The following is a 13,005-nucleotide window of genomic DNA, read 5'->3' as shown; positions in this document are numbered from 1 at the left end:
CCACCCGGCGTAGGGGCGGGGCCGGCATATTTTGAGCGGCTAAAGCCAGCTACTTGTCGTTATCGGACTTCGCACCAAGCGTCGTCTTCTGCACCTGCATGAGGAACTCGACGTTGCTCTGGGTCTCCCGGATCTTGTTGGTCAGCAGCTCAAGGCTCTGCTGCGTTTCGAGACCGGAGAGGACGCGGCGCAGCTTCCACATGATCTTGACTTCCTCGGGCGAGAGGAGGTTCTCCTCACGACGGGTGCCGGAGGCGTTGACGTCCACGGCCGGGAAGATGCGCTTGTCCGCCAGCTGGCGGGACAGGCGGAGCTCCATGTTGCCGGTGCCCTTGAACTCTTCGAAGATGACCTCGTCCATCTTGGAGCCGGTCTCGACGAGAGCGGTGGCCAGGATGGTGAGCGAGCCGCCGTTTTCGATGTTGCGGGCGGCACCGAAGAAGCGCTTCGGCGGGTAGAGCGCCGCCGAGTCCACGCCACCGGAGAGGATGCGGCCGGAGGCCGGCGCGGCCAGGTTGTAGGCACGGCCCAGGCGGGTCATGGAGTCCAGCAGGACCACCACGTCCATGCCCATCTCGACGAGGCGCTTGGCGCGTTCGATGGAGAGTTCGGCAACGGTGGTGTGGTCGTCGGCCGGACGGTCGAAGGTGGAGGCGATGACCTCACCCTTGACGGTGCGCTGCATGTCCGTGACTTCTTCGGGACGTTCGTCGACCAGAACCATCATGAGGTGGACCTCAGGGTTGTTCGTGGTGATGGCGTTCGCGATGGACTGCAGGATCAGGGTCTTGCCGGCCTTCGGCGGGGAGACGATCAGGCCGCGCTGGCCCTTGCCGATCGGGGCCACCAGGTCGATAACGCGGGGGCCGATCTTTTTCGGGTCGGTCTCGAGGCGCAGCCGCTCGGACGGGTAGAGCGGCACCAGCTTGGCGAACTCCACGCGGTCCTTGAGTTCCTCGGCGGTCTTGCCGTTCACCGAGGTGACGCGGACCAGCGCGTTGAACTTCTGGCGGGCGGACTGCTGGTTGCTGCGGTCTTCGCCTTCGCGCGGGGCGCGGATGGCGCCGACGACGGCGTCGCCCTTGCGCAGGTTGTACTTCTTGACCTGGGCGAGCGAGACGTAGACGTCGTTCGGGCCCGGCAGGTAGCCGGAGGTGCGGATGAACGCGTAGTTCTCCAGCACGTCCAGGATGCCGGCGACCGGCAGCAGGACGTCGTCCTCGGTGACCTCGACGTCGTCGACGTCGGGACCCTGGTTGCGGCCGCGGCGGCGTTCGTTGCGGTCGCGGAAGCGGTCGTTACGGTTGTTGTCCTGGCGGTCGTTACGGTCGTTGCGATCGTTACGGTCCCGGCGGTTGCGGCGGTTCCGACGGCTGCCGCCGTCGTTGTCGTCGTTGTTGTCGCGGTTGTCCCGGTTGTTATCGCGGGCGTTCTCGCGTCCGGCGTTCTCGTCACGGTTGCCGCGGCCGCGGGTGTTCTCGCGGCGCTGGGCGTCGTCGTTGCCCTGCTCGGCCTGGCGCTGTTCACCCTGGCGCTGCTCGGGGGCGGGCTGCTCGGCCGGAGCCTCCGTGGCCTCCGCTTGGCCTGCAGCCTGGGCGGCTGCTTCGCCGCGGCGGCGGTTGCGGGTCCGCGGCTGGCGGGCGCGGTCGTTGGTCTCGGCGGGCTGTTCGGCCGGGGCGGCCTCGACGGCCGGCTGGGCTTCCACGGCGGCGGGAGCCTCGGTGGCGGTGCTGATGATGCCGTCGCTGCCGGCGCGGCGGCTGCGGCCACGGCGGGCACGCGGGTTTTCCTGCGCCGGGGCCTCGGCAACGTTGGAAGAAGCAGCGCCGTTGGAAGACGCGCCGTTCGACGCAACAGCGCCGCTGGAGATGGTTCCGTTGTCGCTGGCCTTCTCGGCAGCGGCGGGGGCCTTGCTCACCGGGGTGCCGGCGCGGTGGGCGGAGATGGCGGTCACCAGATCGCCCTTACGCATCCGGGAACCCCCGGAGATTCCCAACTGGCTGGCCAGGGCCTGCAGCTGGGCGAGCTTCAGGCCGGCGAGGCCGCTGCTCTTGGCGGGTGCTGCCGAAGCAGCAGAAGATGATGAGTCCACAGCTGGAGACAGCTCGGTGGTTTCGGTCACGAAGGATCCTTCCCCCTCGACGGCGTCCAGGCTAGGAGCTGGACGCGGTGATTGATCTGGGCTGCAGTTCAGATCTGCAGCCGGGATTTGCGGCCTTGCCGGACTCAAACCGGCCGGCAGGGCCGGATACTGCTACACCAGGACACGTTCCGAAATGGAGGAACGGCCGGCTGACTTTTCAGGGGTACAGAGTGCTTCTGTAGCGTCCTGCGCCAGACGGAAGCAGGTGGCACCGGAAAATATTGCGCAGTGAAAGATGAGAGTGGGCAACGTGGCCGACATCGCGGTCTTTTGAAAAAGCTAGCGTGATTACCGCCGGTGCACTTCCACTTTAGCACCTTCACTGTCCACGGCCAGCGTCATCACGCGCCAGGACACGCCCGGCGTGTTGGCCGCGGTGTACCCGGCGATGAAGGCCTGCGCCTCGGCCGCCCGCTCCGCACCGTCGGCGAGCACCAGGACCGTGGGTCCGGCACCGGAGACGACGGCGGCGTGGCCGGCGCGGCGCAGGGCGGCTATCAGGTCCGCGCTGGGGCGCATGGCCTGGGCCCGGTAGCTCTGGTGCAGGTAGTCCTCGGTGCCGGGCAGCAGGAAGGCGGGGCTCTGGGTCAGGGCGTTGATCAGCAGCGCGGCGCGGCCGGAGTTCATGGCCGCGGCATGGTGCCCCACGGACGCCGGCAGCAGCGCCCGGGCCGCCTCGGTGGAGAGTTCGTAGTCAGGAACGGCCACCACGGGAACGATGTCCGCGTGCACGACGGCGCAGGTGCTGCTGTACTGGTCACTGTCCTGCCATGACAGCGCCAGTCCGCCGAAAATGGCGGGTGCGACGTTGTCCGGGTGCCCCTCCAGGGTGGAGGTGAACTGCAGGATCCAGTCCTTGCCGCGACGGTCCGCGGCCGGGACCAGGGCGTTGGCCGCCGAGGCTGCCGCCACCACCGCGGCGGCCGAGGACCCGAGCCCCCGCCCGTGCGGGTTGACGTTGTCCGCGGTGATCCGGAGGCCCGCGTGCCGGTATCCGAGCCGGTGCAGTGCCTCCGTCAGCGCCCGGGCCACCAGGTGGCTGGCGTCGCGCGGCAACGTGTCCGCCCCCTCGCCGCTGAGGTCGAATTCCAGTTCCCCGCTGTCGAGGGTCTCCACCGTCAGGGTGTCGTGGAGCGACAGGGCCAGGCCCAGGCTGTCGTAGCCGGGGCCCAGGTTGGCACTGGTGGCCGGGACCCGGACGGTGACGGATTGTCCGGCCGCCACCGTGGGCGTGTCGGCGGCGGACTCCGCCGGGACGGTGAGGGTGGTCTCCACTGCTAGTGCTCTTCCAGTCCCAGTTCCGCGGCGACGGTGACGACGTCGTTGGCCACCTTCACCGGCTGGACGTCGCTGCCGTCCTCGGTGCGGAGCGCCCACTGCGGGTCCTTCAGGCCGTGGCCGGTGACCGTGATGACAATGGTCTTACCGGCCGGGACTTCGCCGGCCTCGTGCTTCTTGATCAGGCCCGCGACGCCGGCCGCGGAGCCGGGTTCGACGAAGACGCCCTCGCGGGCGGACAGCCAGCGGTGCGCGGCAAGGATTTCGTCGTCGGTCACGGCCTCGATCACGCCGCCGGATTCGTCCCGGGCGGCGACGGCGGTCTCCCAGGAGGCGGGGTTGCCGATCCGGATGGCCGTGGCGATGGTGTCCGGTTCGGTGATCGGGTGGCCGGCGACGAACGGCGCGGCACCGGCGGCCTGGAAGCCCCACATCACCGGGGTGCGGGTGGCGACGGCGGGCAGGGATCCGGCGGTGGCGGACTCGTAGGGCGCCGCGTATTCCTTGTAGCCCTTCCAGTACGCGCTGATGTTGCCGGCGTTGCCGACCGGGAGGATGTGGATGTCCGGGGCGTCACCGAGGGAGTCGACTACCTCGAACGCACCGGTCTTCTGGCCCTCGATCCGGGCCGGGTTGACCGAGTTCACCAGGAACACCGGGTAGGACTCCCCCAGCTTCCGGGCAATCTCGAGGCAGTCGTCGAAGTTGCCGTCCACCTGCAGCAGGGTGGCGCCGTGGGCGATCGCCTGGCTGAGCTTGCCCATGGAGATCTTGCCCTCGGGCACCAGCACGGCGCAGCGCAGGCCGGCGGAGGTGGCGTAGGCCGCCGCGGAGGCGGAGGTGTTGCCGGTGGAGGCGCACACCACGGCCTTGGCTCCGGCGGCGACGGCGGCGGTCATGGCCATGGTCATGCCGCGGTCCTTGAAGGAACCGGTGGGGTTCATGCCCTCGACCTTGAGGTAGACGGTGCAGCCGGTGAGCGCGGAGAGCTTCTGCGCGTGGACCAGCGGGGTGCCGCCCTCGCCAAGGGTGATGACCTTCGTGGCCTCGGTGACCGGCAGGCGTTCAGCGTATTCGCGGATGACTCCGCGCCATTGGTGAGCCACTTAGACCCCTTCTACCCGCAGTACGGATGTGACTGAATTGATGACGTCCAAGCCCTTTACGGCCTGGACGGTGGCCGCGAGGGCGGCCTCGCTGGCGCGGTGCGTGACGATCCGCAGCTCCGCCGAGGTGGCCGGAGAGGACGGTTCGCGGTGCACTGTCTGCCGCATGGTTTCGATCGAGACGCCGTGTTCGGCGAACAGCTGTGCGATCCGCGCGAGCACGCCGGGCTGGTCCGCCACGTCCAGGCCGATGTAGTAGCTCGTGACGGCGGCGTCGATGGGCAGCGGGGGCACGTGTCCGGTGGTGGTCTCCGTGCGGCCGGGGCCGCCCAGGACGATCCGCCGGGCCGCGGACACCAGGTCCCCGAGGACGGCGGACGCGGTGGGGGTGCCGCCGGCGCCCTGGCCGTAGAACATCAGCTCGCCGGCGTTCTCGGCCTCGATGAAGACCGCGTTGAAGGCGCCACGGACGGCGGCCAGCGGGTGTTCGCGGGGCAGCAGGGTGGGGTGCACGCGCACGGAGACGCCCTCGCTGCCGTCGGAATCACTGAGCTTCTCGGCGATCGCCAGCAGCTTGATGACGAACCCGGCGTCCTTTGCCGCGGCGATGTCGGCCGCGGTGACGCCGGTGATGCCCTCGCAGTACACGTCTTCGAGGGCGAAGCGGGTGTGGAAGGACAGCGAGGCCAGGATGGCGGCCTTCGCCGCGGCGTCGAGGCCCTCGACGTCGGCCGTGGGATCCGCCTCCGCGTAGCCGAGCCGCTGGGCCTCGGCGAGGGCGTCGGCGAACTGCGCGCCGGTGCTGTCCATCTGGTCGAGGATGAAGTTGGTGGTGCCGTTGACGATCCCGAGAACGCGGGTGATCCGGTCCCCGGAGAGGCTGTCCCGGATGGGGCGCAGGATGGGGATGGCGCCGGCGACGGCGGCCTCGTAGGAGAGCTGCACGCCGGCCTTGTCCGCCTCCTCGTAGAGGGTGGGACCGTCCTGGGCCAGCAGGGCCTTGTTTCCGGTGACCACGGAGGCGCCGTGCCGGATGGCGGTGAGGATCAGGCTGCGCGCCGGTTCGATGCCGCCCATCAGTTCGATCACCAGGTCCGCGTCCTTGACCAGGGACTCGGCGTCGGTGGTGAACAGGTCCGCCGGCAGCTCGACGTCGCGGCGGGCGTCCGGGTTGCGCACGGCGATGCCGCTGAGCTCCAGGCGGGCACCGGTGCGGGAGGCGAGAGCGTCGGCGTCGTCAATGAGAATCCGCGCTACCTGGGCCCCGACGTTGCCACAGCCCAGCAGGGCCACTTTCAAGGTACGCATTTGCGTCATTCAGACTCCCATGTCGCGGTTCAACAGATCGGCTTCGGTCTCCCCGCGGACAATCAGCCGGGCTGCTCCGTCGCGCAGGGCAACAACGCCCGGACGGGCCAGATAGTTGTAATTGCTTGAGAGGACCCAGCAGTAGGCGCCGGTCCCCGGTACAGCGAGCAGATCACCGGCTGCCACGTCCTCGGGCAGGTATACATCTCTAACAACTATGTCGCCGCTCTCGCAATGTTTGCCCACCACGCGGGACAGCTGCGGGGCCGCGGTGGAGCTGCGGGAGGCCAGGACCGCCGAATAATCCGCGTCGTACAGCACTGGCCGGGCGTTATCGCTCATGCCGCCGTCCACCGACACATAGCGGCGGGGGTACGTAACGTTATCGGCCCCGTCGGCGCCGCCGGCGGGCGCCGGGGCGTCGACGCGCACGGATTTCAGGGTGCCGACCTCGTAGAGCGTGAAGGTGCTGGTGCCCACGATCGCGCGGCCGGGCTCGATCGAGATCCGCGGCGCGGTGATCCCCAGCTCGGCGACCTTCGCGCGAACGACGGCGGCCATCGCCCGGGCGATCTCCGCGGGCGGGCGCGGGGTGTCCACCGGGGTGTAGGCGATGCCGTAGCCGCCGCCGAGGTCGAGCTCGGGAAGGTCCACGGAGTACTTCGAGCGCATCGCGGCGAGGAAGTCCAGGAGCTTCTCCGCGGCCACGGCGAAGCCGTCGGGTTCGAAGATCTGCGATCCGATGTGGCAGTGCAGGCCCAGCAGTTCGATGCTGGCGTGGCCGGCCGCGGCGGCCACGGCCTCCTCCGCGGCGGAGAGCCCGGCCTGCTCGGTGGAGTCCCCGGCCATGGAGAGGCCGAACTTCTGGTCCTCGTGGGCGGTGGCGATGAATTCGTGGGTGTGGGCGTGGACGCCCGGTGTCAGCCGGAGCATGACCTTGGCGGTCTCGCCCCGGTGGGCGGCAATCGCCGCGACGCGCTCCAGCTCGGGGAGGCTGTCCACCACGATCCGGCCCAGGCCCATGTCCAGGGCGCGGTGGATTTCGGCGTCGGACTTGTTGTTGCCGTGCAGGGCGACGGCCGCACCCGGGATGCCGGCGCGGGCCGCGACGGCCAGCTCGCCGCCGGAGGCCGTGTCCAGCCGGAGGCCTTCCTCCTCGACCCAGCGGACGACGGCGGTGCACAGGAAGGATTTGCCGGCGTAGTAGACGTCCACTCCCCCGCAGATGTCGGCGAAGGCCTCGTTGAAGGCGTCCTGGAAGGCGCGTGCCCGGGCCCGGAAGTCGGTCTCGCTCATGACGAAGAGCGGGGTGCCGAACTGCCGCTGCAGCTCACTGACCGGAACCCCGTCGATGGCGAGCTCGCCGCCGTCGGTGCGGGCGACGCCGGCGGCCCACATCGGCGCGTACAGGGCGTTCAGGTCCGCCGGGACGTCCAGCCAGTCCGGAGCGAGCGGGGACGCGGCGTTGTTGGCGGGGCTTGCGGTCATGATGGTCACATCCGTTCCGGCGCCGAGACGCCCAGCAGGTCAAGTCCGTTGGCGAGCACCTGGCTGGTGGCGTCATTGAGCCACAGACGGGTGCGGTTGAGGTCGGTGACGTCTTCCTCGCCGAGGGGAGCCACCCGGCAGGCGTCGTACCAGCGGTGGTAGGCGCCGGCGACGACCTCGAGGTGGCGGGCCACGCGGTGCGGCTCGCGCAGCTCGGCGGCCTTGGCCACGATTGAGGGGTAGCTGCCCAGATGCGAGAGCAGTTCGTTCTCCGTGGCGTGGTCCAGCAGGGCGGCGTCGAAGGCCTCCCGACCGTCCACGGAGCGCTCGACGCCGGCGGCGGCGGCGTTGCGGGCGGCACCGCGGGAGCGGGCATGGGCGTACTGGACGTAGAAGACCGGGTTCTCGTTGCTGTGCTTCTTCAGCAGCTCCGGGTCCAGGGTGAGCGGCGAATCGGCGGGGAACCGGGCCAGGGAGTAGCGCACGGCGTCCTTGCCCAGCCAGGAGATCAGGTCCTTGAGCTCGATGATGTTGCCGGCCCGCTTGGACAGCTTGGCACCGTTGACGGAGACGAGCTGGCCGATGAGGACCTCGATGTTGACCTCGGGTTCGTCGCCCGCGGCGGCGGCGATGGCCTTGAGCCGGTTGATGTAACCGTGGTGGTCGGCGCCGAGGAGGTAGATCTTCTCGGTGAAGCCGCGGTCCTTCTTGGACAGGTAATAGGCGGCGTCGGCGGCGAAGTAGGTCGGCTCGCCGTTCGCGCGGATCATCACGCGGTCCTTGTCATCGCCGAAGTCCGTGGTGCGAAGCCAGACGGCGCCGCCGTCGTCGTAGACGTGGCCCTGCTCGCGCAGCCGGGCGACGGCGCTGGCGATCGCCCCGGCGTCGTGGAGTTCCTGCTCGGAAAAGTAGACGTCGAACGCGACGCCGAACTCCGCGAGGGTCTGCTGGATGTCCTTGAGCTGCGCCTGGTAGGCGGAGGCCCGGATGACCGGCAGCGCCGCCACGTCCGTCAGCTCCCGGATGGCCGGGTGCTCGGCGAGGACCTCGTGGCCCAGGTCGGCAATGTATTCGCCCGGGTAGCCGCCCTCGGGAACGTCACGGCCGTGCAGGCGGGACAGCACGGAGTTGGCGAAGACATCCATCTGCGAACCGGCGTCGTTGATGTAGTACTCCGCCGTGACGTCCGCGCCGGAGGCCCGGAGCACGCGCGCGATCGAATCGCCCAGGGCGGCCCAGCGGGTGTGGCCGATGTGCAGCGGCCCGGTGGGGTTGGCGGAGACGAACTCCATGTTCACGGTGCGGCCCGCGAGGGCGGTGTTGGTGCCGTAGCCGGACCCCGCCTCAACGATGGCCTTGGCGAGCGCGCCCGCGGCGGCGGCGTCGACCGTGATGTTCAGGAACCCGGGCCCGGCGATGTCCACGGCGGCCACCCCGGCGATCCCAGCCAGACGCTCGCTCAGGAGCCCGGCCAGCTGGCGGGGGTTGGTCCCGGCCGGCTTTGCCAGCTGCAGGGCGATGTTGGTTGCCCAGTCCCCGTGGTCCCTGTTCTTCGGCCGCTCCACGCGGACAGCCTCCGGAATATCGGTGGCGGCGAGGGCGATCTCACCGGCGGCGACGGCGTCCTGGAGGCAGGCGGATATGGCAAGGGAAAGTTCTTCTGGGGTCACGGTTCAAGCCTACCGGGGGCCCGCATCTGCGCGGAATTCCGGCACCCGCTGCGTCGTTTTCGTTTGCGGCCCACCTTCCTGCTAAGCTCTAGGACGTCCCGCCGGTGACGGCAGGAATCCCTGATTGCCCTCGTAGCTCAGGGGATAGAGCGTCTGCCTCCGGAGCAGAAGGCCGTAGGTTCGAATCCTACCGAGGGCACAGTGAGAACCCCTCCGCTTCAGCTGAAGCGGAGGGGTTCTTTGCGTTGCGGCCTAGGGCGTCGCGCCTTCCTTGTCCGCGCTGATGTGCAGGGGCTGCTCGTCCGGCGTCGCCAGGGTAAGGACCGCCTCCTCGACCGTCTCGTGGTCCTCGAGTTCGCGTTCGATCCGGCGCAGCGCCACGGCCACCTCGTGCTCGGGGTGGTCGCCCTCCAGGTCCACGGCCGCTACCAGGTAAAGCTTCCGAGGACCGACGAATTCAAGGTGCAGGTAGGTGAGCCGGGCGATGTCCCGGTGCTCCAGCACGCGGCGGGCCATGGACTGTTCGATGTCGCTGGTGACTCCCTGGCCCACCAGGAAGCGGCGGTTCCGGTCGATCAGCACGACGGCGACGACGGCCAGCAGGACGCCCACGACGATCGAGCCAATGGCGTCGGGCAGCGGGGAGCCGGTGACCTGGTGCAGGAAGATGCCGACGAAGGCGACCACCAGGCCGATCAGCGCTGCGGCATCCTCCGCGAAAACGGCGCGCAGCGTCGGATCGGAGCTGATCAGCACCTGCTCCAGGGTGTGCCGGTCCAGTTCGTGCGCGGCCTTCCGGGTCTGCCGGAACGCCTGGACGAAGGAGATTCCCTCGAAGACGAATGCCGCCGCCAGGACGATGTAGGCCACCATGAAGTCCGCGGAGGGCTCGGGCGCGATGATCTCCTGGATGCCGTGCATGATCGAGACCACGGCGCCGGCGGTGAAGAGTCCGAATGCCGCGAACATGGACCAGACGTAGGCCTCACGGCCGTAGCCCATGGGGTGGCTTTTGTCCCGCGGCCGGGCCGACCGCCGCTCCGCCAGGAAGAGGAAGACCTGGTTGCCGGTGTCCGCCCACGAGTGCGCGGCCTCCGCCGTCATTGACGCCGAACCGGAGAGGAAGGCCGCCACCGACTTGGCGACCGCCACCAGCACGTTCATCGCGAACGCGATGATCACTGTCAGCAGCGTGGAACTGGACTTCTTCTTCTCTTTACCGGAGTGCGCCATGGGCTTACGGTACCCGCCGGGACGGCCGCCCGGCGGATCGGGCGGTGGATCGGGCGGCGGCGCCCCTGCCAAATGTCGCACCCCGCTCTTAGGCTGGTCGCATCGGCTAGAGCAAAGGGGTCTCACATGTACTGCTCCATCATCCCGCCCTACCTGTTGCGCCGGCTGGCGGCACAGACGTCGGAACCCCGGCTGGAGGTGGCCGCGCGCGCCGCCCGGGAGGCGTTGCTGCACGTCAAGAGCTTCCAGGCCGCACGGGCCGCGGCGGCTCCGACGGCCCCGCCGGGAATCCGCCAGGTGGCGCCCGGTCCGCCGCAGCGCACCATCTATGACGCGAAGGGCTCGGAGAACCTGCCTGGCGCCCTGGTCCGCAAGGAGGGTGAGCCGGCCACCTCTGATCCCGCCGCCGACGAGGCGTACGACGGGCTCGGCCACACGCACCGGCTCTACGCCGACGCTTTCGGGCGCAACTCGGTGGACGGCAACGGCCTGCCCCTGGACGCCACGGTGCACTACGGGCAGCGCTACGACAACGCGTTCTGGGACGGCCACCAGATGGTCTTCGGCGACGGCGACGGCCAGGTGTTCAACCGGTTCACGGTGGCGCTCAGCGTGATCGGCCACGAACTCACCCACGGCGTGACCCAGTTCTCGGCGGGGCTGACCTACCGGAACCAGTCCGGTGCGCTGAACGAGTCCGTCTCGGACGTCTTCGGTGCGTTGGTGGAACAGTTCGTCCGGCAGCAGGACGCGGCGCAGGCCAGCTGGCTGATCGGCGAGGGGCTCTTCACCGACCAGGTCCAGGGCTTCGCGCTGCGCTCGATGAAGGCGCCGGGCACGGCGTACGACGACGACGTCCTGGGCAAGGACCCGCAGCCCGACTCGATGGACGGTTACGTTCACACCAGCTCGGACAACGGCGGGGTGCACCTGAACTCCGGCATTCCCAACCGGGCGTTCTACCTCACGGCCACCACCCTCGGCGGGAACGCGTGGGAGGCGCCGGGACGGATCTGGTACGAGACCCTGACCGGAGGATCGCTGAAGCCGGCGTCGACATTCGGCGCCTTCGCCAAGGCCACCGCGGCCTCCGCGCAGGAGCTGTTCGGGGCCGATTCGCCGGAGCATGACGCGGTGCGCTCGGCGTGGGAAACTGTCAAAGTCAGGCTGTAAGGCGGCAGCAGGCCGTAATCCTGGTGGCTGGAGACGAACCCATGAAGATCACCGTGCAGCGCAGCGGCGGCGTCGCGGGATTCCAACGCGTCTGGAGTACCGAACCCGCGACGCCGGACGCCGTGGACCGTTGGCAGGGCCTGATCGAGGCGTGCCCGTGGGATGACCTCCCCGGGGACGAGGACGAGGCCCCGCAGCCGGACCGGTTCGTCTACAGCATCCGCGCGGGCCGGCGTCGAGCCACCTTGCCCGAACGGCACATCACGGGTCCGTGGCGCGAGCTGGTCGAGTGCGTGCGCGCCGACGCCGGGGACGTGCCAGGGCAGTAGCCCTCCCTAAACCGCCGCGAGGTGGCCGCGGAAGGCCCGCCGGTATGACTGCGGGCTGGTGTCGAGCACCTTGGCGAAGTGGTGGCGGAGCAGGACGGGGTGGCCAAACCCGGACTCCCGTGCGACCTCATCGATGGTCAGGTCCGTCGTCTCCAGCAACTCCTGGGCGCGGAGGACGCGCTGGGAGTTCAGCCAGGCCGCGGGCGTGGCCCCGGTTTCGGCCCGGAAGCGCCGGGCGAAGGTCCGCGGCGACATGTGGACCCGCCGCGCCAGCTCGTTGACCGGGTGCTCCTCCCCCAGGTTGCCGACCATCCAGCGCAGCAGTTCCTCCATCGGCTGGGACCCGCACCGGGGCACCGGCCGGTCGATGAACTGGGCCTGGCCGCCGTCGCGGTGCGGGGGCACCACCATGTCGCGGGCGATGCTGGCGGCCACCGCCGCGCCGAATTCCAGCCGCACGAGGTGCAGGCTCGCGTCGATCCCCGCGGCGGTCCCGGCGCTGGTGATGATCCGGCCGTCCTGGACGTACAGCACGTTCTCGTCCACCACAGCTTCGGGGTACCGCTCGGCCAGTTCGCGGGAGTAGTGCCAGTGGGTGGTGCAGCGCCGGCCGTCCAGCAGCCCGGCCCGGGCCAGGGCGAAGGCCCCGGAGCAGATGGACATCACCCAGGCGCCGCGCTCGTGGGCGGCGCGCAGGGCCTCGATCACCGTGTCGGGAACATCGGAGTCCTTGCCGAACGGGGTCATGATCACCAGGTCCGCGTCCGCTGCCGCGTCCAGCCCGAGTCCCACGTGCATGCTGGGGCCGGACTGCATCGGGACGTCCCCGGGGACGGGGGTGACGATCCGGAAATCGAAGGCGGCCAGGCCCGCGCCGCGGCCAGACCGGTCGACGCCGAACACCTCGAAAGCGGTGCCGAATTCGAAGATGGAGAAGTTGGGAACCACGATCATTGCCACCGAACGGATCATGATTCAAGTGTGGCAGAAATTTTAGCTTTTTGGGCTTTTCTGCCACTTATTTTTGACCAGCCACCGGCGAACCATAGAGCTATGGAACTCATCGGAATCGCCGTCATCATCCTGGTTATCGCCGTCGCCGCGGCCACCCTCCGCGCCCTCCGCAAGGACGGACTGGGCCACAACCCGCCCGTCCGCTCGGAGGACTACTGGATGGCCCACGACCTGCCAAGCACCGGCTACACGTTGCGGAATTTCTAACCACGCAGCCGGCTTCACACAGCGGCGGGCCGGCCGGGCAGTATGCCCGGCCGGCC

General features: G+C 69.4%; 11 protein-coding genes and 1 tRNA gene. 4 read left to right on the top strand and 8 right to left on the bottom strand.

Annotated features, from left to right (window positions below; all coding sequences use genetic code 11):
- Positions 1 to 49: 49 nt before the first annotated feature.
- From rho to argS, 6 genes are all read right to left on the bottom strand, one after another.
- Positions 50 to 2,122: a transcription termination factor Rho gene (gene rho / locus ABC337_RS14240; protein WP_412883416.1), complete on the bottom strand. Its 2,073-nt coding sequence runs from the start codon at positions 2,120 to 2,122 to the stop codon at positions 50 to 52.
- Between the two features lie 309 nt (positions 2,123 to 2,431).
- Positions 2,432 to 3,418 carry a homoserine kinase gene (thrB, locus tag ABC337_RS14235; RefSeq protein ID WP_412883417.1) on the bottom strand — a complete coding sequence of 329 codons (987 nt, stop codon included), beginning with the start codon at positions 3,416 to 3,418 and terminating at the stop codon, positions 2,432 to 2,434.
- A gap of 2 nt (positions 3,419 to 3,420) precedes the next feature.
- Complete coding sequence (thrC, locus tag ABC337_RS14230) at positions 3,421 to 4,527, bottom strand: threonine synthase (RefSeq protein WP_377969963.1); 1,107 nt, start codon at positions 4,525 to 4,527, stop codon at positions 3,421 to 3,423.
- Positions 4,528 to 5,844 carry a homoserine dehydrogenase gene (locus tag ABC337_RS14225; protein WP_412883418.1) on the bottom strand — a complete coding sequence of 439 codons (1,317 nt, stop codon included), beginning with the start codon at positions 5,842 to 5,844 and terminating at the stop codon, positions 4,528 to 4,530.
- Complete coding sequence (lysA, locus tag ABC337_RS14220; RefSeq protein ID WP_412883419.1) at positions 5,845 to 7,323, bottom strand: diaminopimelate decarboxylase; 1,479 nt, start codon at positions 7,321 to 7,323, stop codon at positions 5,845 to 5,847. It abuts the gene before it with no gap.
- Between the two features lie 5 nt (positions 7,324 to 7,328).
- Positions 7,329 to 8,993 carry an arginine--tRNA ligase gene (gene argS / locus ABC337_RS14215; RefSeq protein ID WP_412883420.1) on the bottom strand — a complete coding sequence of 555 codons (1,665 nt, stop codon included), beginning with the start codon at positions 8,991 to 8,993 and terminating at the stop codon, positions 7,329 to 7,331.
- Between the two features lie 126 nt (positions 8,994 to 9,119).
- Here argS and ABC337_RS14210 point away from each other — a divergent pair.
- Positions 9,120 to 9,192, top strand: a tRNA-Arg gene (locus ABC337_RS14210).
- A gap of 53 nt (positions 9,193 to 9,245) precedes the next feature.
- On the opposite strand, the gene ABC337_RS14205 is transcribed toward ABC337_RS14210, so the two are convergent.
- Entirely contained in the window at positions 9,246 to 10,226 is a 981-nt protein-coding gene (locus tag ABC337_RS14205; protein WP_412883421.1) for a cation diffusion facilitator family transporter, read from the bottom strand.
- A 126-nt stretch (positions 10,227 to 10,352) separates the two neighbouring features.
- Here ABC337_RS14205 and ABC337_RS14200 point away from each other — a divergent pair, with 126 nt between their 5' ends.
- Both ABC337_RS14200 and ABC337_RS14195 read left to right on the top strand, forming a co-directional pair.
- On the top strand, positions 10,353 to 11,399 hold the full coding sequence (locus tag ABC337_RS14200) for a M4 family metallopeptidase (RefSeq protein ID WP_412883422.1): 1,047 nt from the start codon (positions 10,353 to 10,355) through the stop codon (positions 11,397 to 11,399).
- Positions 11,400 to 11,440: 41 nt separating this feature from the next.
- Positions 11,441 to 11,728: a protealysin inhibitor emfourin gene (locus ABC337_RS14195; protein WP_412883423.1), complete on the top strand. Its 288-nt coding sequence runs from the start codon at positions 11,441 to 11,443 to the stop codon at positions 11,726 to 11,728.
- Between the two features lie 6 nt (positions 11,729 to 11,734).
- Here the strand turns inward: ABC337_RS14195 and ABC337_RS14190 are convergent, their stop codons facing one another.
- Positions 11,735 to 12,700: a GlxA family transcriptional regulator gene (locus tag ABC337_RS14190; protein ID WP_412883424.1), complete on the bottom strand. Its 966-nt coding sequence runs from the start codon at positions 12,698 to 12,700 to the stop codon at positions 11,735 to 11,737.
- Between the two features lie 81 nt (positions 12,701 to 12,781).
- Here ABC337_RS14190 and ABC337_RS14185 point away from each other — a divergent pair, with 81 nt between their 5' ends.
- Positions 12,782 to 12,949, top strand: coding sequence for a hypothetical protein (locus ABC337_RS14185; protein WP_412883425.1), 168 nt, complete (start codon positions 12,782 to 12,784; stop codon positions 12,947 to 12,949).
- The last annotated feature ends 56 nt before the right edge of the window (positions 12,950 to 13,005 follow it).

The organism is Arthrobacter phoenicis, from assembly GCF_047238215.1.
Lineage (GTDB): Bacteria > Actinomycetota > Actinomycetes > Actinomycetales > Micrococcaceae > Arthrobacter.
This window is presented reverse-complemented; position numbering and strand designations above follow the sequence as displayed.